Genomic DNA, 23,338 nt, shown 5'->3' on the forward strand with positions numbered 1-23,338 from the left:
GAATGCCGACATAAACATTATAAAAAGGTTAAATGACTTTTACAGGCAATGAATAATCGATGAGACGCGTTTATTTAAAAGCTTTTTGATTCTACAAGCCAAACCGACTACCTGATTATGCTGCTCATACATGAGATAAAAATTATTCATGTTCATGCCCCGCCAAAAGGGATGATTGAATTCAGGCAAACCTGAAAAATCATCATTCGGTAAAAATTTATAAGGCTGTTTCATGGGTCAGATAAATGCACCGACTGTATTTACTTAACTCACATTCATTTGCTAAAAACAATAGAATTCAAGTTTTTCCGGTTTTTTCGCTTGCCACACCGTAAGGGTACGAATATCGTCATAATAAAAGGGTTTGGGAAAGCCCTTATGCTCATGGTGCAAAATATTGCATGCGACAATATTACCTTCTAAAACTATACTTTTAAAAATAGTCTCCAGTGGAGTTTCATCATAGACATCATCCATCAGTAGACGCAACACTTTATTACCGCAATGCTAGATACGGTCGCAAATCTGCAACAACCTCGGGTTGACCAGTGATCAAAACGCTCGCGCCAACCCAGCTTTCTCATACTGACCACTTGTGCAGGATTTCCCTCCGGTACAATCAACTTGATATCTGGACGATTGTATTGGGCATGACGAGATAACTTGGATAACGTTTAAAAGCCAAAGTCATGCCATTACTCGGCATGATTTCCGCAATCAATTATACCCGTTGCTTATAATCAGCTGCCGCAGTTGTAGAACGCACCAAAAATTCGGTTCATTTTTCGAGCATTCAATTAATTATCCTTACCGTTGTATGCTTACACCATGTTTAAGCTCATCATATAAATCCATATATTGAAGAAATTACAATCAAGTTAAATCATCTTCCAAGAAAAAGACTCGGATTTAAAAATCCGAGTCAGGGATTATTTCAAGCGCATAGTGGTGCACTTCAAATACTCATCTAGGCATTAAATTTAATCAGGTCATTAATTTAATTTCATTTTTTCAAATTCAAGATGACCATGTTCACCTTTAATCAAAATCGTGTCGCCAGGTAGAAAATCTCCGCTCAATATTTTTTGTGCCAAGGTGTTTTCCACTTGTTGCTGAATCGCGCGTTTCAGTGGACGTGCCCCATATACCGGATCAAAACCAGCATCAATCAATTGATCAAATGCACTATCATCCACAGAAAGACGCATGTCTTTTTCGCTTAAACGCGAACGTAAACGATTCAACTGAATATCTGCAATGCCACGAATTTGTGCTTTTTTCAATGAATGGAATACCACCAATTCATCAATACGGTTAATGAATTCTGGACGGAAGTGTTGTGATACAGCATCCATTACAACTGCCCGAACTTCATCATCGGTTGCACTATCACCCAGTTCACGCACGTCCTGCGAACCCAAGTTGGAGGTCAAAACTATGACTGTATTTTTAAAATCGACCACTCGACCTTGAGAGTCAGTCAAACGACCATCATCAAGAACTTGTAGCAAGATGTTAAACACATCCGGATGCGCTTTTTCTACCTCATCAAACAACACTACACTATAAGGTTTACGACGCACAGCTTCGGTTAATACGCCGCCTTCTTCATAGCCAACGTATCCTGGAGGCGCACCGACTAAACGACTGACAGAATGCTTCTCCATAAATTCACTCATGTCGATACGAACCATGGCATCGTCACTGTCGAAAAGGAAATTCGCCAAGGCCTTGGTCAATTCAGTTTTACCCACCCCTGTCGGTCCAAGGAACAGGAATGAACCACTTGGACGATTTGGATCAGACAAGCCAGCACGTGAACGACGTACCGCATTAGAAACTGCAACTACCGCTTCATCTTGCCCAATTACACGGTTATGTAAGAAATCTTCCATTTGAAGCAGTTTTTCACGTTCGCCTTGCAACATTTTCGCCACTGGAATGCCGGTTGCAGCGCTAACTACTTCTGCAATCTCATTCTCGGTTACTTTCGTACGTATGAGTTTTGGCTCTTCATTGTTTTCTTCAGCCACTTCTTCAGCTTCAAGCCGTTTTTGCAATTCAGGAATCACTCCATATTGCAAACGGCTGGCTTCAGCTAAGTCACCTTCGCGTTGTGCTTTTTCAAAAGCCGTACGTGCTTTATCCAATTCGACTTGTGCCTGGCTTGTGCCTTCAACCAATCTTTTCTCAGCAATCCACTGTTCTTCCAAATCACTATATTCACGCTGCACTTCTTCGATTTGCTTTTCCAGATGCGATACTTCGGCTTTACTGACTGAATCAGCATCCTGTTTTACCGCTTCCAACTGCATTTTCAACTGAATTAAACGACGATCTAAACGGTCAAGCGGCTCAGGTTTTGAGTCAATTTCCATTTTTATCCGTGACGCAGCTTCATCAATCAAATCAATGGCTTTATCAGGTAATTGACGGTCGGTAATATAACGATGCGACATTTTTGCAGCAGCAATAATAGCTGAATCCAGAATCTGTACACCATGGTGCGTTGCATATTTCTCTTTCAAACCACGAAGAATCGCAATGGTATCTTCAACACTCGGCTCATCGACCAAAACTTTCTGGAAACGACGTTCTAACGCAGCATCTTTCTCAATGAATTGGCGATATTCATCCAAAGTTGTTGCGCCAACACAATGCAGCTCGCCACGTGCCAATGCGGGTTTCAGCATATTCCCTGCATCCATGGCACCCTCACCTTTACCGGCACCGACAAGGGTATGCAATTCATCAATAAAGAGAATAATTTCGCCTTCATATTTGGCCAGATCTTTCAGGAGCGCTTTTAAACGCTCTTCGAACTCGCCACGATATTTTGCCCCGGCCAATAATGAACCCAAGTCCAAAGATAAAACACGTTTACCTTTTAAGCCTTCCGGGACTTCTCCATTGACAATTCGTTGGGCTAAACCTTCTACAATCGCAGTTTTACCAACACCCGGTTCACCAATGAGTACCGGGTTATTTTTAGTACGTCGTGACAAGACCTGAATGGTACGACGAATTTCTTCATCACGCCCAATCACTGGATCCAATTTGCCTGACATAGCACGTTCAGTTAAATCAATGGTGTATTTATTGAGTGAATCACGTTGATCTTCGTGGGTATTACTCATGACTTTTTCACCACCTCGAATATTTTCAATTGCTTTACGTAAGCCTGTCGATGTTACGCCTACACTATTCAGTAAAGTTTTGGTTGCACCTGTTTCAGCTAAACTGAGCAATACCCAGTCGGTCGATAAAAATTCATCCCCGGCTTTTTGTGCATAGCTGTCTGCAAGATTTAAAGCACGTACCGCTTCAGGATTAAGATTGATATCTCCTGTTGGATTGGCAATGGTTGCTGCATCATTCAATGCTTGTTGCAGCTTGGTCTGAAGATCGCGTAGATTTGCCCCAGCCTGTTGTAACAAGCTGATATTGGCAGGCTCTTGTAATAGCGCTGATAAAATATGAATACCTTCGATTGAAGTATTGTCTTTACCCATTGCTAAAGATTGAGCATCTGATAAAGCTTGCTGCAGGCGATTTGTAAATTTTTCAAAACGCATTCTTATTTTCCTCACAACAAATTTTGTACTTGGATAATAGATGGGAATGGTTTGATATTTTTCAATATAATTTCTTAAAAAATATTTTAATTTTCAAAGACTAAAGAAATAAAAATAAAACTTGGACCTCAATTATAATATGGGTATGTATTTGTTTTTTTTCAAGCTGAATTTGATATCTTCTGTATCAAATTCTATTCAAAGCCTCTTTCATCACAATGTTCAAGATATTTCAATAGATTACCAGATATCTATAAGACGCAAGTTTAAAAAAATGATATAGGTGATTTTAATTTATATAAGCAGCTTATTGGATTGATCCAAACTTTATTCAGTGAAAATTCAAAGATGCAATTAAACGAAGCAAACAACATAGTAAGTCTTTTTAAATGGTGGATTTGAAGCACACAAATTATTTTTTATAAAATATTCTTCAGTTTTACTATTCATGTAAAACGGCAATTCACTGATGAATTGCCGTTATTTTTATTATACTGCTTCAATAATTTCAAAATCGTGGGTGATTTCAACGCCGCCATCAGATAGCATTTTACTGGCTGAACAGTATTTTTCAGCAGAAAGTTCAACTGCCTTAGCCACCTGTTTTTCTTTTACTGCTTTACCTGTTACAACAAAGTGTAAATGAATTTTGGTGAATACGGCAGGAATCGTATCGGCACGATCAGCATTTAACTGACATACCACCCCTGTCACATCTTGGCGTGATTTCTTTAAAATAGTCACAATATCAAAGGAAGCACAGCCACCAAGTCCCATTAATATCAGCTCCATGGGACGTGGACCACGGTTTTCACCCCCATATGCCTCAGCACCATCCATGACAATTTGGTGACCACTTTCTGATTTTGCTTCAAAAGCAACATTCTCTAGCCAATGTACGCTTGTTTGCATTGCAACTACCTGAAAAAAGCTATAAATTTACGAAGTACCTGTACACTAACATAAATTGAGTTGATAAGGAATTTCATCTCTTCTATGTGACAAGTTCATTTTAGGTCTGTGCGATCTATTACTTATCCATATTCGGAACCGTTAGCATGACTGCAAGCTTTTCACAACTTAGTACCGATGCACTTTCTCCTGGTCAATTACCAGAGTCAGTGAAAGCATTATTAAAACGTGCATATATTAATCGCTATCCAAAACGTACTGCCATTATCGACGCAGGCACTGAATCAAAATCACTTTATTTAATTTTAAAAGGTTCAGTATCCATTATTTTACGTGAAGATGATGACCGTGAAATTGTGGTTGCGTATTTGAATGCGGGAGACTTTTTTGGGGAAATGGGTCTTTTTGAAGAGAATCCACAACGTACTGCGGAAGTTCGTACCCGGGACGTCTGTGAAATTGCCGAAATCACCTATGATAACTTTCACGAGTTAAGCAAACAGTATCCAGATCTGAGCTATGCTGTATTTGCTCAACTTGTCCGTCGCTTAAAAAATACAACTCGTAAAGTGACTGATCTGGCATTTATTGATGTCTCTGGCCGTATTGCACGTTGTTTAATCGACCTTTCTTCGCAACCAGAAGCTATGATATTACCAAATGGCAGACAAATCCGTATTACACGTCAAGAAATTGGCCGTATTGTCGGTTGTTCTCGTGAAATGGTGGGTCGTGTTTTAAAAACGCTTGAAGAACAAGGCATGATCGAAACGGATGGTAAAGCCATTCTTATTTTTGATGTTTCAGCTGAAGATGCAAATGTAGTTACAGATGAGCTTGAAGAAGAATAATTTTTTTTGATTGGTTGCATATAAAAAAAGCAAATCTTAGGGTTTGCTTTTTTTATACATTGATTTTTACCCTGACCCTTTTGTAAATTTTATGACAATTTTAAAACTATTCATGATTTAACGATGATCAAAAAATCAGTTAGGCTTAAATCATTTAAAATTTCCTGATAAATATTCAAGGACCACGCCATATGCAACTCAAACCTTTAGCCAATACAGGCATTCTAGTTCCTGAGATTTGTTTAGGCACGATGACTTTTGGTGAGCAAAACACCCAAACAGAGGCCTTTCAACAACTTGAATATGCTTTAGACCAAGGCTTGTTTTTTTGGGACACTGCTGAAATGTATCCCGTCCCACCAAAGCCTGAAACGCAAGGCGCAACGGAAACTATCTTGGGGAATTGGATTGCAGAGCGCGGTAATCGAGATCAGCTTTTTATTGCTTCAAAAATTGCGGGCCCTTCACAAGGCGGCAGTCACATCCGTGATGGACAAACTCGCTTTACCTCTACAGAGATCAGCTCTGCCATAGATGGCTCCTTAAAACGCTTGCAAAGCGATTATATCGACCTCTATCAACTGCATTGGCCACAACGCCCGACCAATTTCTTTGGCAAGCTCGGTTATGGGAATGAGGAAGCCCAAAACAACAAAGAAGTTACCGCGCTAGAGGAAACCTTAACAGCCCTAAGTAATGAGATTAGGAAAGGGCGTATTCGTTATATTGGTCTTTCCAATGAAACGCCTTGGGGAACTATGAAATTCCTACACTTAGCAGAAAAACTAGGTTTGGAAAAATTTGTCAGTGTACAAAACCCATATAACCTATTAAACCGGACTTATGAAATTAGCATGTCAGAAATTGCCCATTATGAAAATGTGGGACTGCTTGCCTATTCACCTTTAGCGTTTGGTTATTTGACTGGAAAATTCCGTAATGGCGCTCGCCCTGCAGATGCACGTGTCACCCTTTTTTCGCGTTTTAGCCGCTATAGCAATCCAGAAAGTGAATGGGCAACAGAACAATATGCGCAGCTTGCTGAACGGCATGGCTTAAGTCTGACCCAACTGTCCTTGGCATTTATCAAACAGCAGTTTTTTGTGACCAGCACCATTATTGGAGCAACAAGCCTGGATCAACTCAAAGAAAATATCCAAGCGTTTGAAATTGACCTATCTGCAGAAGTTTTACAAGGTATTGAAGCTATTCACCGTCAACAGCCGAATCCTGCGCCCTGAACAAAGAATAAAGCACTGCTTTATTCTTTGTTCAGTATTTAAATAAATACTTTTAAACTAATTTAAAAACTACAAATAAAAAGGATGCATATCGCATCCTTTTTTAATGAGCCAAGAACCGATTAACGTTTGTTATAAATCGCTTGTGCGGCTGGCAAGTTTTTACGCATAGCTTCAATACGCTGGCTATTTGAAGGGTGAGTAGACAAGAATGAAGTACCGCCCGCACCGTCCAATTTATTCATTTTTTCCCACAGGGTAATAGCAGCTTGTGGGTTATAACCGGCACGCGCCATCAGCATTAAACCGCCTTGATCTGCACGGCTTTCCAGACTACGCGAATATGGCAAACCTACGCCCACTTGCGCGCCCAACTGAGCAGCTGCACTGCCCAACTGACCCACATTACTTCCCGCAGCGCTTAGGCCAATGCTTAAAGCCAAGTCAGTTAATGCTTGTTGACCAATTTTATTTTTAGAGTGTTCCTCTAAAGCATGCACCATTTCGTGACCCATGACTGCCGCAATTTCTGCATCAGTCAGGTTTAATTTATTCACGATACCAGTATAGAACACCACTTTACCACCCGGTGCTACATACGCATTCACCTGATCCGATTTTAGAACAGCCAGTTTCCAGTCAAACTTTTGACCTGTTTGATTGATCTGATCGCCATAAGGTTTTAAACGTAAAAATACCGCATTAATGCGTTTATAAGTCGCTGAAGTTGTATCTAAGGTTTTATTGGCACTCGCTTCCTGAACTGTTTTATTAAAGCCTTGTGCTGCCGCTACATTTAATGTCGATGAATCCGCCCCTGCCATTTCTGCTACAGTAGTACAACCTGAAATAGTAATCACACTAGCTGCACACAAACTTAAAACGAGTTTGCTGTTCATTATAATAATCTCCACCTTGAAAACAGATATCAGTTTTAAGCAGATTATAGGGCAATAATAGATAAGCTTTAAATTATTATTCCATCCATATTCATATCATTTATGTAACTGTAGTTATTTAAGAAACTGAAAACTAAGCCAATAAATAAGACATAAAAAATTCAAAACCAAATATACTTGGCATAATGGTTTAATTTTTTGTTCAAGCTGCTCATTTTTTCTTTTAAAAAATAAAATAGCATTTTGTATGAGAATTAATGGAACTAAAATGCAGGCAATAATTACACTTAAACCAATAAATGCATTATAGATAATATTGGGATCTTGCGTTTGTGCCTGAATGATCAGCATCGCAATAGTCGGTGCTCCGCCCATAGCAAATAGTAAGGAATAAAATATTGTTCCTGAAATATTTTTATGCATCTAGCATAACCTTTCATTTATCTTATGAGGGGTATTCTAACAAGCACCAGCTATTTAAACAGTCTTCTCTGATGCAACTTTAGTCTTGGCAAAATTTCCCTCATCAATTTAATGCCTGCTATTTAAGAAATTGACTGACATTTTTTGGATTCATCCTGTGATTTGATAAGCAAAAACATCATTCGCAACTTGAGCAAGAACAAAACCATGCTTTGCTTACAGCGCAAGGCAAAACTAAATTTAAACAGTAAAACCTCTCAGCTCATCAGCATTAGCTCACTGGTTTGCCTCATATGTCTCGAAATAATTCATACAAAAAAGCCTCGTATTTAGCGAGGCTTTTTTGATCTATTTCAATATTTTAAATTAAGCATCAAACGGATGTCGCAGTACAATTGTTTCTGCACGGTCAGGACCTGTTGAAATGATATCAATTGGACATTCAATCAACTGTTCAATACGTTTGACATAAGCAATCGCATTCGCAGGTAATTGAGCAACATCAGTTGCACCCACTGTAGACTCAGACCAACCTGGCATAGATTCATAAATTGGTTTTAAGGTTTCAAATGCAAGCGCATCGGAAGAACCGACACAACCAGAATCTGCCGCTTCGTAACCCACACAGATTTTTACTTCTTCTAAACCATCAAGAACGTCAAGTTTAGTTAAGCAAATACCTGAAAGTGAGTTTACATCTACTGAACGACGTAAAATTTCAGCATCGAACCAACCACAACGGCGTTGACGACCAGTTGAAGCACCAAACTCATGACCAATCGTACCCAAATGTTTACCAATTTGGTCGCCTGTGTCATTTGCAGCATCGTAAACCAATTCCGTTGGGAATGGACCCGCACCTACACGCGTTGTATAAGCTTTGGTAATGCCTAGTACATAGTCAAGATGCAAAGGACCAAGACCTGAACCTGAGCTTACGCCACCAGCAGTTGTGTTTGAAGATGTTACATACGGGTACGTACCGTGGTCTACATCAAGGAGTGAACCTTGCGCGCCTTCAAACATAATGTTGTCGCCGTTTTTACGGTAATTGTGCAATTCCGTAGTTACGTCCACAACCAGTGGAGTAACGACTTCACGCCATTGGTCGCAAAGTGCCAGCACATCTTCTAATTTAACCGCTTCAACACCATAGTATTGAGTTAACTGGAAGTTATGGTAATCCAGAAGTTCAGCAAGCTGAGCTTTAAGATGCCCACCACCACGAACAAGGTCCGCAACACGGATTGCACGGCGTGCAACTTTGTCTTCATAGGCTGGACCAATACCACGCCCCGTAGTACCGATTTTCGCATTGCCACGTTTCTTCTCACGCGCTTGGTCAAGTGCAATGTGGTTCGGCAAAATTAACGGACAGTTTGGAGAGATGCGTAGACGTTCTTTAACTGGGACACCTTCTTTTTCAAGAATATCCATCTCTTTGATGAGCGCTTCAGGAGAAAGAACCACACCGTTACCAATTAAGCACAATACGTTTTCACGTAAAATACCAGATGGAATGAGGTGTAATACAGTTTTCTTACCACCAACCACAAGTGTATGACCTGCGTTGTGTCCGCCTTGGTAACGAACTACCGCAGCCGCTTGATCTGTGAGCAGGTCAACGATTTTACCTTTACCTTCGTCGCCCCATTGGGTACCAAGTACCACAACATTCTTGCCCATAATAGCCTCATTGCATCATGCTGTTAAAATTGAAAACTTGAATTAGTTAATCATACCAATTCACATCATTAAATCTTTTCGACTGTCCACTCACCTGCCACATTCACCAATTGATGCGTTGCATGCGGTACCGAGTTTAAACTGTCGTTGCCGAGTAATTGAATTACACCAAAGCCTTGTGTACGCGCATTTGAAATTGCCTTAAGCAAATCTGCGTCTGTACCCTTCGGTGCAACAACTACATTTAAATCTTTAAATTGACCTGCGCTTAAGGCATATAAGTCGCACGAAAAACCGGTAGCAGGACGTGCACGACCAAAATGCTCACCAATCCCATCATAACGTCCACCTTGAGCCAGTGGTGCTGCACGGTTTGGTGCATATACTGCATACATTAGACCAGTGTGATAATGGTATGAGCGCAACTCTACAACATCTATACCAATATGCAGATTTGGCCAACGTAACTGAATCTCGACTTGTGTCGTTTTCAAAGCCTCAAATGCTTGCTTGAATGCTTCATCGGCAAAAATTTCAGCACTTAAATTGGCTCGTAATGCATCCAGGTCACTTGAATAACGACCTAGGGTATAAAAATCTGCACCAAATTTTAATTCTTGGGTAAATTCTGCAAGTTCAGGTAAGGCTTTACGTTGATAAAGGTCTGAAAGACGACTTTCAACAGCTTTGGTCAAACCCGCATGTCTCACTAAACTACGGAATAGACCGACATGACCCAAATCCAGATGGATCCCATCTGCCAAGCCCGACGTTTCGATCAGACTCAGCATAACGTCAACCATTTCAACGTCTGCATCAATACTGTCTGAACCGAAAAGCTCCGCACCTAATTGCAGGGGTGCACGTGTGGTATTAAACCCTTGAGGTTTAGTGTGTAAAACCGTGCCAGCGTAGCAATAACGCGCCACCCCTTCGACTGGATGTACATGCGCATCAATACGAGCCACTTGTGGTGTCATATCGGCACGCACACCAAGTAAACGACCTGATAATTGATCGATGACTTTAAAAGTGGCTAAGTCTAAATCTTGATTCGATTCTGAAAGAGAAGATAGAGATTCGATGTATTCAATAAATGGCGTGTACACCAATTGATAACCTCGAGATGCGAGGAAATCTAGTGCGTTACGACGCAAAGTTTCAATCACTTGCGCCTGTTCTGGTAATACATCAGCTACACCATCAGGTAATAACCATGTCTCTGAAATGGGCATGTTGTAAACCTAAATTCTGTCAGAGCGGAAGTTATCCGCATAAAAAAATCGGGAGCACACCCGATTTCTCCTAGTCTAGCACGATAGTTTTAGCTGTGCATCTGACTTTTTCACAAAAAATAGCGGAATACTTATTGTTTAATCAGACAAAAATACTCCAATTCATTTAAAGCGGCTATAGCGCTCAAAGATGACGCTAAAAATGTTTATTATTTTATTATCATCTCAAAAGCAATTCAGTGGTTTGTTTAAACTTTTGTAATGGAATTTCAGTTTTTACATTTTGTATCTGCTTTCTTTTTAATAAGAGATGAATAATGATTCACTCCGCAATGCTGCTTGCAATTGTGATTACTTTAATAGCAGCTTCACGTTTTTCATTACTGCCTACGGTTTTGATGAGCATGACATCGGCCGCGATTTTAAGGTTTGTTATTCTTTAGAGCGCAACGAGGATGAACTTATCCCGAGGGTCTGTCCGAGGAATTGACTGCCCTTGTCAACAATCCAACCAATTCGGCATTTTGCAACTCGACCTGCTTTAATTTAGCGCTGGTTTTATCAAGCACTTCTTGCTGAATGTGCATTTTTTTGGCCAAGTCCTGCATAATTTCCAAGGTTTTCTTTAGGTTCTGTTCCAAATGAATCACTTTTTCTTCGAGTTGCAGGTTCATTTGAATGTCACTGACCGCATCATTTTGATTGGTAAATTGTGCCCAAATCAGAAAAATCACTGCTATGGCTAATAGCAGAATAAAACCCCATATAAATATCAACATAGGTAGATGCTCTTATTTTATTTAGTTATTATTCAACATCATGGCGAATTAATGAAGTGAATTTTTTAAAAGCCTAATTTAAGCAATGTATTTTATATATAAAAGATTACTGTAAACAAGCTCAGTCTTTTCCCAAACCTATCAAAAATTATTTCAACTTGCTTTGTAGATTAGATTTTTAGCAAGTTAAATTTTATATGTATTGATCGATCAAAAGTGATTAAAACATCATTTTATCGTTGTTTATATGATCAGTTTATTAAGATTTGTTCTATTTCTAGAACCACATCACCATCTAAAAAACAAACACTTTAAGCATAAAGTAATGAATCAATGAAATGCCTGTTCAAGCCATTTCATGATACTAAAAATATTCAAATGAGCTGCGGTTGCCCTTCATTTTATCCAAGGCAACCCCTCGCTCACGCCTTAGCCAATCAAGGCCAGCTCATGCAATGATGTGACCCGATAATAAAAAACAAGAAATTACTTCTCAAAATCAAGACACACGAGATATCTAATACACATCAGTTTTATGATGTAAATGACTCGCATAAATCCAGCAAGCGATTGGCATAACCCCACTCGTTATCATACCAGGCAAATACTTTTGCTTGATGTCCAACCACCATGGTTTGGCTTAAATCCACAATTAAAGAATAGGGTGAATGATTAAAATCAGATGACACCAAAGCTTCATCTGTCACATCCATAATTTCCGCATAGCCATGCCGTGCCGACTTGAGCAGGACTTCATTAATTTTATGCACGGTAACATGTGATTGAGCAACAAAAGTTAAATCAATGGCAGCGACATTAATGGTCGGTACACGAATGGAATAACCATCAATCCGGTCTTCCATTTTTGGCATAACACGTTTTAATGCAGCCAATGCTGAAGATGTGGTGGGAATAATATTTTGCCCCGAAGCTCGTGCACGACGTAAATCACGATGTGCATGATCCAGTACCGACTGATCAGCTGTGACCGCATGAATTTCTGTCATAAGGGCGGTATCAATGCCAAAAGCATCATCAATGATTTTAACCAGTGGCACCAAAGCTTGCGTGGTACACGATACGCTGGAAATAATTTGATCTGTTGCTTTAACTTCATGATGATTTACACCATACACAATAGCCGCATCCACACTGTCAAAAGGCGCAGCCCCAATAATGACCCGTTTCGCCCCTGCGGTAACATGTCTGGTTGCCGCTTCACGTGAACGGAACAAGCCCGTACATTCAAGCACCACATCAATATTTAAATCATTCCACGGCAAAAGTTCAGGCTGTTCCTGACAAAATACCTGTACTTTTAATTGCGCCAAACCGGCTGAAATATGCAAAAAAATCTGTTCATTTTCCAGCAAGACTTCGACTTTGCCTTTAAAGCGTCCGTGGGTAGTATCGTACTTAAACAAATGAACTAAAGTCTCTACATCTGCAACATCATTAATCGCAACAATATCAAAATGAAAATCCTTGGGATTTTCAAACCAAGCACGTAATACATTGCGACCAATTCGCCCGAAACCATTAATGGCTACTCGTTGCATCAGATATCCTTAATTCTTGAGGAGATGTAAACACAGGGTATGTTAATGGATTTCAACCGAAATCCGATACCATTTCTTCACGTGTCTTTATTTAATACAGTACGTCAACCACATTATATTGCACTGATAAAGTGGTTTTATCACAAATCAGCATCAGAAAAAGCAAGCTAAAAATATTCATTCAAGCATTCGTTAAACTTTAATTGCAGTTTGATGATATAAATTAACACTTGGATTTACCTCAAGATGCCTATATCGCGAATACATAGAATTGTCATGAATTCGCCTTAAAGTGATTGGTGCATGCAGCTTTTTCCGTTATAATTTGGCGTTTTAAAATTTTAAGCCCGGTGTACTCAGGCAGTTCATCTTCTATGAAAATGCTCGGTATACTTCTAGCCAATACGAAATATGGAGTGACTTGGTTGTGAGTACTCGTTTTATGACATCAGCTGAAATTCGTGAAGCATTTTTGCGTTACTTTGAATCGCAAGGGCATACACGTGTCGCGTCGAGTTCACTTGTACCCGCCAACGACCCGACTTTATTGTTTACCAATGCCGGGATGAACCAGTTTAAAGACTGCTTCCTGGGCTTGGAAAAACGTGATTATGTTCGCGCGACATCGTCACAAAAGTGTGTACGTGCCGGTGGTAAACACAACGACTTGGACAACGTCGGTTATACCGCACGTCACCACACCTTCTTTGAAATGTTGGGTAACTTCTCATTTGGTGATTACTTTAAACGTGATGCCATTAAATTTGCCTGGGAATTCCTGACGGGCGACGAATGGTTAGCCCTTCCTAAAGATAAACTCTATGCCACTGTTTATCACACCGATGATGAAGCTTTTGACATCTGGAACAAAGAAATTGGTCTAGATGCCAGCCGCATTATCCGTATTGGTGATAACAAAGGCGAAAAATACGCATCAGATAACTTCTGGGCAATGGGCGACACCGGTCCTTGTGGTCCATGTTCTGAAATTTTCTTTGACCATGGCGACCATATCTGGGGTGGTTTACCAGGCACACCAGAAGAAGATGGCGACCGTTTCATTGAAATCTGGAACAACGTATTCATGCAGTTCAACCGTACTGCAGATGGCGTATTGCATGAACTCCCTGCGCCTTCGGTTGATACCGGTATGGGCTTGGAACGTATTTCTGCAGTTTTACAACACGTAAACTCAAACTACGAAATCGACTTATTCCAACACCTACTCAAATCAGCTGCAGAAATTATTGGCATGGATACCACTGCCATTGAAGCTGAAGCAGCTGAGAAAAACACGCCGGTTCAATATCCTGCGTCTTTAAAAGTTGTAGCGGATCACGCACGTTCATGTTGCTTCCTGATTGCTGACGGGGTAAATCCTTCTAACGAAGGCCGTGGCTATGTACTGCGTCGTATTATCCGTCGTGCTGTTCGTCACGGTAACAAATTAGGTGCAACTGGTTCATTCTTCCATAAAATGTTGCAACCTTTGATTGAAGTGATGGGCGAAGCTTATCCTGAACTTGCCGCGCAACAAGCACGCATCGAAGCACAATTACTGAAAGAAGAAGAGCAATTTGCGAAAACTTTAGAGCAAGGTTTGAAATTGCTTGAAGGCGAATTGGCTCAACTTAAAGGTAACGTGATTCCGGGTGAAACCGTATTCAAACTGTATGACACTTATGGATTCCCGACTGACTTGACTGCTGACATTGCACGTGAACGTGATTTAAGCATTGATGAAGCTGGCTTTGAAGTTGAAATGGCTGCGCAGCGCCAACGTGCACGTGATGCAGGTAAATTCGCAATTGATTACAACTCGATTGTAAATGTCGACAGCGAAACTCAATTCGAAGGCTATGAAGCCACTCAAGGTCAAGGTCAAATTGTTGCGATCTATAAAGATGGCGAACAGGTTGAAGAAGTGGTTGAAGGCGATGAAGCTTTAATCGTACTCAACCAAACCCCTTTCTACGCAGAAAGTGGTGGTCAAATCGGTGATACAGGTATCTTTAAAAATGATACCGGTATTTTCGAAGTTCAAGATACCAAGAAATCAGGTGCTGCATTTGTACACCAAGGTATCGTGACCATGGGCACCTTAAAAGCGACCCAGTCTGTTGAAGCAATTGTAAAAGCAGATATCCGCGCTGCAACCGCACGTAATCACTCGGCAACTCACCTTTTACATGCTGCGCTTCGTCAAGTGTTGGGTTCACATGTACAACAAAAAGGCTCATTGGTTGCCAGCGACATTTTACGTTTTGACTTTGCCAACGACCAACCGGTTACGTTCGAACAGCTTCAGCAAGTAGAACGCTTGGTAAATGCAGAAGTGATTGCCAATACTGCAGTATCCACTGAACTTTTAGACATTGAATCCGCCAAAGAAAAAGGCGCGATGATGTTGTTTGGTGAAAAATACGGTGACGAAGTACGTGTATTGTCCATGGGTTCAATCATTGAGGAGAAAAACTTCTCGATCGAACTATGTGGTGGTATCCATGTGAAACGTACCGGTGATATCGGCTTGTTCAAAATCACTTCTGAAGGTGGTGTGGCAGCAGGTATACGTCGTATTGAAGCGGTAACAGGTACTAAAGCAGTTGAAATGGTGCAAAAAACTGATCGTGATGTTCAATACATCAACAGTTTATTAAAAGCACAAAATCATCAAACGGTAGAAAAAGTTGAAGCTGTAGTAGACACTGCACATCAACTGCAAAAACAAATTGAACAATTGAATCAAAAACTTGCGAACTTCCAAGCAGCTGAACTTTTAAGCCAAGTTCAAACTATTGCCGGTCGTTCGACATTGATTACCACTGTACAAAACATGGATGCGAAATCACTTCGCAACCTGCATGACGGTGTGAAATCTAAATTAGACAATGCAGTGATCGTGCTTGCGGGTCTAGAAGGCGACAAAGTTAGCCTTATTGCCTCTGTTGCAAAAGATTTTACTGCCAACATTAAAGCAGGTGACATCATCAAACACTTGGCTACCGAACTCGGTGGTAAAGGCGGTGGTAAACCTGACTTGGCACAAGGTGGCGCGCCACTTAACGAGAAGTTTGCAACAGTGATGGTAGATTTAACTGCCTGGCTTGAGGCAAAATAAGACTTCACTTTTTGTGTAACGGACCCTGATAGCTATATCAGGGTCATGGCTTTTATGGAACAACTATGGCATTAATCGTTCAAAAATATGGCGGTACCTCTATGGGTACTCCGGAGCGCATTTTAAATGTTGCTCGTCGTGTAAAGCGCTGGCATGACCATGGCCACAAGTTAGTGGTCGTAGTTTCGGCAATGAGTGGCGAAACCAATCGCCTACTTGCTTTAGCGAAGGCCATTACCGAAATTCCTGATCCGCGTGAACTTGACCAAATGGTCTCTACAGGTGAACAGGTTACGATTTCCATGTTAGCGATGGCACTTAACTCTATCGGTGTTGAAGCAAAGTCGCTCACTGGTCGCCAGGTTGGCATTAAAACTGACAGTGCATTCACTAAAGCGCGTATCGAAGCCATTGATACTGATGTTTTAACTGAAAATCTAGATGCAGGTCGCGTGCTGGTTGTTGCTGGCTTCCAAGGCTTTGATGAACAAGGCAATACCACCACTTTAGGTCGTGGTGGCTCAGACACTTCCGGTGTTGCACTTGCTGCTGCACTCAAAGCAGATGAATGTCAAATTTACACAGATGTAGATGGTGTTTATACCACTGACCCTCGTGTTGCACCTAAAGCAAAAAAAGTTGATCGTATTTCTTTTGAAGAAATGCTTGAAATGGCATCTTTAGGTTCTAAAGTTCTTCAAATTCGTTCAGTTGAATTTGCTGGTAAATACCAAGTGCCTTTACGTGTATTATCAAGTTTTGATAATGACAATGATGGCGCATTTGACGAAGACTTTAAACAAAACGTCGGCACTCTTATTACTACTGAATTGGAAGACAACATGGAACAGCCAATTATCTCTGGTATCGCATTTAACCGTGACGAAGCAAAATTAACGATTCTAGGTGTACCTGATGAACCAGGTATTGCAGCTAAAATCTTATGTCCAATTGGTGATGCCAACGTTGAAGTGGATATGATTATCCAAAACGTTGAAGAAGACGGTACAACCGATTTCACATTTACAGTGAACCGTAGTGAATTAACCAAAGCCAAAACAATTCTTGAAAATACCGCGAAAAAAATTGGTGCACGTGAAGTTGCAACTCGCTCAGATATCGTAAAAGTATCGATTGTGGGTGTTGGTATGCGTTCACATGCTGGCGTGGCAAGTAAAATGTTTACTGCTCTAGCTGAGGAAGGCATTAATATTTTGATGATCTCCACCTCAGAAATTAAGATTTCCGTGATCATCGAAGAAAACTACTTAGAGCTTGCTGTACGTACCCTTCACACTGCTTTCGGTTTAGACCGTGAACATGGCGAATCAAGCGTACGTACATAATATCGGAAAAGATGTCAAAAATTGTCATTGTTAGACACTTTTTAAAAAAGTAGAAAAAAACAGAGCCACTATAGTTTTTCTTATAATGGCTCTGTTATATTAGCCCTGTGCTTTTAAGAAAATTTTAACAAAAAGGTATATAGGACGAAGTTTGTCACATTGCTTTGTTAAAATTTTCTTTGATATTTAAGGTTGTGGTTTTTACATTTTAGATCAATTGCAGGTTTAGCATTTTGCAAGGAGATAAACATGCTGATTCTGACTAGACGTGTCGGAGAAACATTAATGATTGGGGACCAGGTCAGTGTAACTGTACTTGGTGTTAAAGGAAATCAAGTTCGTATTGGCGTAAATGCTCCAAAAGAAGTATCCGTTCATCGTGAAGAAATTTACCAACGAATTCAACATGAACGCGCTATGCACGAACATCTTCAACATCTCGATCAAGATTATCAACCTTCTTTTGAAGAAGATAATTTCCCACAGAATACCCAGAATGACTTTAATCGTTAAAAATTAAATGTTTTTTCCCTAAAGCGGCTTACATAAGCCGCTTTAAATTTATCTGGCTATTCGTTTTTAGTTTTGTTCAAGCAAAGCCAGGGCTTTTTTCACTGGCGCATAACTGCGACGATGCTGATCAATAACACCATGTTGCTCAATCGCCTCAAAATGGGCTTTGGTTGGATAACCTTTATGTTTAGCGAAACCAAAGTGCGGATACTGCTGATCAAGTTCTACCATCTGATGATCACGCGTGACTTTGGCTAAAATGCTGGCAGCTGAAATTTCTGCATGTAAGGCATCGCCACCCACTATTGCATCACAGCTCATCATTAATCCTAGTGGAACTTTATTACCATCCACCAGTACATGTTCAGGTTGAATGCTTAAAGCCTCTACAGCGCGACGCATAGCCAATAATGATGCCTGAAGAATATTAATCTCATCAATTTCTTTATGACTTGCTTCAGCAATAGCCCAAGCCAAGGCTTTCTCCTGTATTTCTACAAATAACTTTTCACGTTTTTTTTCAGTGAGTTTTTTTGAATCATTTAAGCCCTCAATAGGATTATTGGGATCTAAAATGACTGCAGCTGCAACAACTGAACCTACAAGTGGACCACGTCCTGCTTCATCTGCACCAGCAATTTTCATAATTTGTCTGCCTACCTAAAAAAAGAGGCTGAACAAGTCAGCCTATTTATTACTTTATTAACGATTATTGCACTGCTTCCGCAACACAGGCATTAATTGTTTTAGTCACTGCATTTGAAACAATGGTATTACGTGCCGCCGGGTCAATTGCTGCGGTTGCCAAATCTACCGCTGTTACACTTTGCGGTGCTTTTTCACTAACGCAACCACAAATTTCAGATTGAATATTTTGTTTTTGAGTTGCAGTCATCAATTTAGTGGCCGTTTGCCATGCCGCAATATTATTCAACTCAGTTGTACATTTTGCATTGATGGCAATTTTAAGTGCAGCATTACCCAGTTGCTGAGTTGCGGATTGCGTACCTGTTGCACCCGCTGTACCTGTCGTTGTGCCAGTTGACATACATGCACTAAGAGCTAAAGTTAAAGGTGCAAGCACAGCAATTAATTTTTTCACAGTTAAATCCTTTGTTATAAAATCTGTTGGGCATATTCTGCCGAAACTTTCCCCTAGAAGAAATCTATATTTCAAATGAATTTTCCATGTGCGGCTTGTCTGTCTAAAAACCATGCAGCTTTCAGCGTTGCAAGAATTATACGCTTCGTTCCATCTTCCCCATTTTTTTAAATATGTTATTTGATTAGGATACGCACACTTATAAATTACATGTTGGTATAACATGACAAACACTTCACCATACTATACGCGTACAGCCCAAATGCTTCATTGGCTGATGGCTATTATTTTTATTGCCGCATGGTTAATTGGTTTTTATAGCGGAAATTTTTTAAGCTATGATGTGAATGGTAGTTTTAAAGGTCAAGTCATCACCTTACATAAGAACATCGCGACAACAATTATATTTCTGGTATTGATTCGTCTGTTTTGGCGCTATACCCACCCTGTTCCACAACTGCCAGACACTATGTCGCCATTCATGAAAATTTTGGCACATCTTGGGCATTTGGCTTTATATTTAATGTTGCTTGCGTTACCGATTACCGGCTGTTTGTTTAGCTGGAGTGCCGGACATCCTGCACCTGTTTTATATTTATTTGAAATTCCGCGTCTTGTTCAAGATAATCCCGAACTTTTAGCCATTGTTAAGCCTGTACATATTTATTTGTCGTGGTTTGCCGGTTTTCTGGTGATAGGTCATATTGCCGCTGCGTTAAAACATCATTTTATAGATAAAGACAATATTTTACGCAGTATGATGCGACAAGAAAAATAGTAAACCTATTTCAGGACTAGACACATTCAATAAAAAAAGCCGCATTCTTTTCACAGATGCGGCTTTTTCTTGTGTTCAAGCTTATTTCAGGGCTGCTTGAGCACAACCCTTCACGCTATTTAAAACGGCTTGTTTAATCAGACTATCTTTTGCAGCTTCGCTGACGGATGCCATCGCCAAATCTTTCGCAGACACATCATTCAGCGCATTGTCACTGACACAACCACAGATTTGTCTTTGCACAGAACTTTGACGCTCCATACTCATAAATAAGGCAGCTGATTGCCAGATTTTTGAATCATTCAATTCACTTTTACATGCCTGCTCTACCACTGGCTTTAACATTTTCTGGGTTAAAGTAGAGTTTTTATCCATTGCAAAAACTGCTACAGAACCAATCAACAAAGCAATAACAACTATCCAGCAAAGACTCTTTTTCAAAATATAACCTAACGCTTTACACGCAATATTCTTTACATAATAATTGAGCAGATTAATGAATAAATCTACTCAATCTTGAAGTACTTTTTAAAAGAAAAGATTAGGCCAAAGCATCAATCTGTTGAAACCATTTTTGTTTTTCTGCATCAGAAATAAATGATGCTTCGAACGAATTTTTAGCCAATTGCTTCAGTTCATTATTGGATAAATCTAAAGCTTCAGCAATCGCAATAAAGTTGTCGTTCATATATCCACCAAAATATGATGGATCATCTGAATTTACAGTTACATGCACACCTTGTTGCAATAAACGACGAATATTATGTTTTGCCATATCATCGACGACGCAAAGCTTTAAGTTACTTAAAGGACACACCGTTAAAGGCATTTTTTCAGCAATTAAACGTTGCATCAGTTTCGGATCTTCTTCTGAACGTACCCCATGATCCACTCGATTTACTTTAAGCAGATCTAAAGCCTCCCAAACGTATTCAGCTGGACCTTCTTCACCGGCATGCGCTACCACTAAAAAGCCTTCTTCACGTGCTTTGGCAAATACTCGTTCAAATTTAGCAGGTGGATGCCCTACTTCGCTTGAATCCAGCCCTACAGCAATAATTTGATCTTTAAAGGGCAAAGCTTGTTCTAAGGTTTTAAATGCCGCTTCTTCACTTAGATGGCGCAAGAAACACATAATTAAATGCGATGTAATGCCGAATTTTGCTTTTGCCTCATCACAGGCACGTTGCAAACCATTGATGACTACTGCAAATGCAATCCCACGATCAATATGTGTTTGTGGATCGAAGAACATTTCAGTATGCACGACTTTATCTGCAGCGCACTTTTCAAAATATGCCATCGCTAGATCATAAAAGTCTTGTTCGACCACCAAAACATTTGCACCTGCATAATAAATGTCGAGGAACGATTGCAGGTTATGGAAATTATAGGCCTGCTTCACTTCATCTACAGATTTATACGGAATATCAATATGGTTACGTTGAGCAATTGCGAACATCAGTTCAGGCTCAAAAGTCCCTTCAATATGTACGTGTAACTCTGCTTTTGGCAGCGCTTGGATAAGCTCAATCTGATTCATATTTTATCCTTATAAAACTTTTTTCAAAAAATAAAAAAGGGTGCAAACTTGAGTTTACACCCTACTGTGAATTTGGTGAGTTAGCCACCAAATGCAGCAAATTTCAATGCCCAAAGTGCAGCAACAATCCATACCATATATGGAACAGTTTTCGCTTTACCTGTAAATAGTTTGATCAACGCATAGCTGATGAACCCCATTGCAATACCATCTGCAATTGAATAAGCAAATGGCATAAATACAATGGTTAAAAACGCAGGTACTGCTTCAGTAATATCATCCCATTCAATATGAACGATACCCTGAATCATCAATACACCGACAAATAGCAATGCAGGTGCTGTAGCAAAACTTGGCACTGACTGCGCAAGTGGTGCTAAAAACAGGCATAACAAGAACATAATGCCCACTATAACCGCTGTTAAGCCAGTACGACCACCTGCCGCAACACCAGCAGATGACTCAATATAAGGCGTTGTTGAAGATGTACCGAGTGCCGCACCTGCAACAATTGCTGTTGAGTCCGCAAACAGTGCTTTTTTCAAACGCGGTAATTTGCCATCTTTTAATAAACCTGCACGGTGCGATACACCCACCAAAGTTCCTGTTGAGTCGAACAAATCGACCAGGAAAAATACAAAAATGACTCCGACCAGGCTTGCAGTAAACAAACCTTCAAAGTCCATTTGCAAGAATGTTGGAGCAAGAGATGGAATTTGTCCTACCACACCTTGGAACTGGTTATAACCCAATGCTGTAGCAATGCCAGTAATCACTAAAATACTGATAATAATTGCGCCACGCACCTTAAACTGGTGCATTACTACAACCATTAAGAAGCCAAGCAAAGCCAGAAGTACTGAAGGTTGTTTTAAATCACCCAAACCGACTAAGGTTGCAGGGTTATCAACAATAATACCGGCATTTTTTAAGGCAACCAGCGCAAGGAACATACCAATACCGCCACCAATTGCCAGTTTTAATGACATTGGTATCGCATTGACAATGGCTTCACGAATTTTAAACATGCTGATGGCAATGAATACCAAGCCTGAAACAAATACCGCAGCAAGTGCAGTTTGCCAAGGCACGCCCATCCCCATACATACTGAATAGGTAAAGTAAGCATTCAAACCCATACCCGGCGCGAGTGCAATTGGATAATTTGCAATAAGTCCCATCACCAAACAACCGATTGCGGCTGCCAGACAGGTTGCAACAAAAACAGCTCCATGATCCATGCCTGTTTCGGACAAAATCATTGGATTGACAATAATGATGTAACACATCGTTAGGAAAGTGGTTACACCTGCAAGAACTTCTGTACGAAAACTGGTTTTGTTTTCGCTTAACTTAAATAAGCGTTCAAGCATATTCTCTGAAGATGGATTAGGAGTCGTCATGACTTTACCCCGGTAAGTAAACTTTATGCTGTCAGCACGCTATAAAATTAATGATCTGCTAAATTGAATCATCATTAATTTTATAGATATCCAAGCAATTGATATGCCATATTTTAATTTTAAAACAAGTAGATTGAACAACTTTTCATCGGGTATAAAACAGCCAGATGACAAAAACTGTAAAACAAAAAAGCTGCATAAATGTTATGCAGCTCTACTTGTTTCAAATAAATCATATACTTAAAAAATAAATAGAATGATTTAATTATGGTCGCGGCAAATTATAGCACAATGATTTTTTATTGTTTCTAAAATTTATTATTCTATAAAGTTCAACAAGATATCTATCGTTTTAAATTTATTAATCAGCAT

21 protein-coding genes are annotated in these 23,338 nt (G+C 40.0%); 6 read left to right on the top strand and 15 right to left on the bottom strand.

Annotated features, from left to right (window positions below; translation table 11 throughout):
* Window positions 1-39: 39 nt before the first annotated feature.
* From E0H89_RS16445 to E0H89_RS06980, 4 genes are all read right to left on the bottom strand, one after another.
* Window positions 40-234, bottom strand: coding sequence for a hypothetical protein (locus E0H89_RS16445; RefSeq protein WP_165494035.1), 195 nt, complete (start codon window positions 232-234; stop codon window positions 40-42).
* Between the two features lie 48 nt (window positions 235-282).
* Window positions 283-492, bottom strand: a complete 210-nt coding sequence (locus E0H89_RS06970; protein ID WP_131215816.1) for a hypothetical protein — start codon at window positions 490-492, stop codon at window positions 283-285.
* 500 nt (window positions 493-992) lie between these two features.
* Window positions 993-3,575 (bottom strand): ATP-dependent chaperone ClpB, encoded by a 2,583-nt coding sequence (clpB, locus tag E0H89_RS06975; protein WP_131215819.1) that lies wholly within the window; start codon window positions 3,573-3,575, stop codon window positions 993-995.
* A 489-nt stretch (window positions 3,576-4,064) separates the two neighbouring features.
* A complete protein-coding gene (locus E0H89_RS06980) occupies window positions 4,065-4,487 on the bottom strand; it encodes an OsmC family protein (protein WP_131215822.1) in 423 nt (140 codons plus the stop codon).
* A gap of 146 nt (window positions 4,488-4,633) precedes the next feature.
* Here E0H89_RS06980 and crp point away from each other — a divergent pair, with 146 nt between their 5' ends.
* Together crp and E0H89_RS06990 are read left to right on the top strand one after the other, a co-directional pair.
* Window positions 4,634-5,338 (top strand): cAMP-activated global transcriptional regulator CRP, encoded by a 705-nt coding sequence (gene crp, locus E0H89_RS06985; protein WP_131215824.1) that lies wholly within the window; start codon window positions 4,634-4,636, stop codon window positions 5,336-5,338.
* Window positions 5,339-5,529: 191 nt separating this feature from the next.
* Window positions 5,530-6,579 (top strand): NADP(H)-dependent aldo-keto reductase, encoded by a 1,050-nt coding sequence (locus tag E0H89_RS06990; RefSeq protein ID WP_131215826.1) that lies wholly within the window; start codon window positions 5,530-5,532, stop codon window positions 6,577-6,579.
* Window positions 6,580-6,701: 122 nt separating this feature from the next.
* On the opposite strand, the gene E0H89_RS06995 is transcribed toward E0H89_RS06990, so the two are convergent.
* The 6 genes from E0H89_RS06995 to E0H89_RS07025 all read right to left on the bottom strand — a co-directional run bounded on the left by E0H89_RS06995 (window position 6,702) and on the right by E0H89_RS07025 (window position 13,160).
* The gene (locus E0H89_RS06995; RefSeq protein ID WP_131215828.1) at window positions 6,702-7,478 is read right to left on the bottom strand and encodes a M48 family metallopeptidase; all 777 of its coding nucleotides are present in this window, start codon (window positions 7,476-7,478) and stop codon (window positions 6,702-6,704) included.
* A 114-nt stretch (window positions 7,479-7,592) separates the two neighbouring features.
* Window positions 7,593-7,901: a hypothetical protein gene (locus E0H89_RS07000; protein ID WP_131215831.1), complete on the bottom strand. Its 309-nt coding sequence runs from the start codon at window positions 7,899-7,901 to the stop codon at window positions 7,593-7,595.
* 366 nt (window positions 7,902-8,267) lie between these two features.
* On the bottom strand, window positions 8,268-9,587 hold the full coding sequence (locus E0H89_RS07005; protein WP_131215833.1) for an adenylosuccinate synthase: 1,320 nt from the start codon (window positions 9,585-9,587) through the stop codon (window positions 8,268-8,270).
* Window positions 9,588-9,655: 68 nt separating this feature from the next.
* Window positions 9,656-10,822, bottom strand: a complete 1,167-nt coding sequence (locus E0H89_RS07010) for an ATP phosphoribosyltransferase regulatory subunit (protein ID WP_131215835.1) — start codon at window positions 10,820-10,822, stop codon at window positions 9,656-9,658.
* A 461-nt stretch (window positions 10,823-11,283) separates the two neighbouring features.
* Window positions 11,284-11,601 carry a hypothetical protein gene (locus E0H89_RS07020; RefSeq protein ID WP_165494036.1) on the bottom strand — a complete coding sequence of 106 codons (318 nt, stop codon included), beginning with the start codon at window positions 11,599-11,601 and terminating at the stop codon, window positions 11,284-11,286.
* A 533-nt stretch (window positions 11,602-12,134) separates the two neighbouring features.
* Window positions 12,135-13,160, bottom strand: a complete 1,026-nt coding sequence (locus E0H89_RS07025; RefSeq protein WP_131215837.1) for a type I glyceraldehyde-3-phosphate dehydrogenase — start codon at window positions 13,158-13,160, stop codon at window positions 12,135-12,137.
* A 427-nt stretch (window positions 13,161-13,587) separates the two neighbouring features.
* Here E0H89_RS07025 and alaS point away from each other — a divergent pair, with 427 nt between their 5' ends.
* The 3 genes from alaS (at window position 13,588) to csrA (ending at window position 18,140) form a co-directional block, all read left to right on the top strand.
* A complete protein-coding gene (gene alaS, locus E0H89_RS07030; RefSeq protein ID WP_171459139.1) occupies window positions 13,588-16,281 on the top strand; it encodes an alanine--tRNA ligase in 2,694 nt (897 codons plus the stop codon).
* 65 nt (window positions 16,282-16,346) lie between these two features.
* A complete protein-coding gene (locus E0H89_RS07035; protein ID WP_131215840.1) occupies window positions 16,347-17,627 on the top strand; it encodes an aspartate kinase in 1,281 nt (426 codons plus the stop codon).
* Between the two features lie 249 nt (window positions 17,628-17,876).
* A complete protein-coding gene (gene csrA, locus E0H89_RS07040) occupies window positions 17,877-18,140 on the top strand; it encodes a carbon storage regulator CsrA (RefSeq protein ID WP_067723263.1) in 264 nt (87 codons plus the stop codon).
* 66 nt (window positions 18,141-18,206) lie between these two features.
* On the opposite strand, the gene rnhB is transcribed toward csrA, so the two are convergent.
* A complete protein-coding gene (gene rnhB, locus E0H89_RS07045) occupies window positions 18,207-18,785 on the bottom strand; it encodes a ribonuclease HII (RefSeq protein WP_131215842.1) in 579 nt (192 codons plus the stop codon).
* A gap of 64 nt (window positions 18,786-18,849) precedes the next feature.
* Window positions 18,850-19,242: a hypothetical protein gene (locus E0H89_RS07050; RefSeq protein ID WP_131215844.1), complete on the bottom strand. Its 393-nt coding sequence runs from the start codon at window positions 19,240-19,242 to the stop codon at window positions 18,850-18,852.
* Window positions 19,243-19,465: 223 nt separating this feature from the next.
* Between E0H89_RS07050 and E0H89_RS07055 the strand changes: the two genes are divergently transcribed.
* Entirely contained in the window at window positions 19,466-20,020 is a 555-nt protein-coding gene (locus E0H89_RS07055; RefSeq protein ID WP_131215846.1) for a cytochrome b, read from the top strand.
* Between the two features lie 81 nt (window positions 20,021-20,101).
* Here E0H89_RS07055 and E0H89_RS07060 read toward each other — a convergent pair whose 3' ends face one another.
* From E0H89_RS07060 to E0H89_RS07070, 3 genes are all read right to left on the bottom strand, one after another.
* Complete coding sequence (locus E0H89_RS07060) at window positions 20,102-20,461, bottom strand: hypothetical protein (RefSeq protein ID WP_250697847.1); 360 nt, start codon at window positions 20,459-20,461, stop codon at window positions 20,102-20,104.
* Between the two features lie 100 nt (window positions 20,462-20,561).
* Window positions 20,562-21,563, bottom strand: coding sequence for an adenosine deaminase (locus E0H89_RS07065; RefSeq protein ID WP_131215849.1), 1,002 nt, complete (start codon window positions 21,561-21,563; stop codon window positions 20,562-20,564).
* 80 nt (window positions 21,564-21,643) lie between these two features.
* Window positions 21,644-22,966 (bottom strand): NCS2 family permease, encoded by a 1,323-nt coding sequence (locus E0H89_RS07070; protein WP_131215851.1) that lies wholly within the window; start codon window positions 22,964-22,966, stop codon window positions 21,644-21,646.
* Window positions 22,967-23,338 lie beyond the last annotated feature (372 nt).

The organism is Acinetobacter sp. ANC 3781, assembly GCF_004331285.1.
In the GTDB taxonomy this organism is placed as follows: Bacteria; Pseudomonadota; Gammaproteobacteria; order Pseudomonadales; family Moraxellaceae; genus Acinetobacter.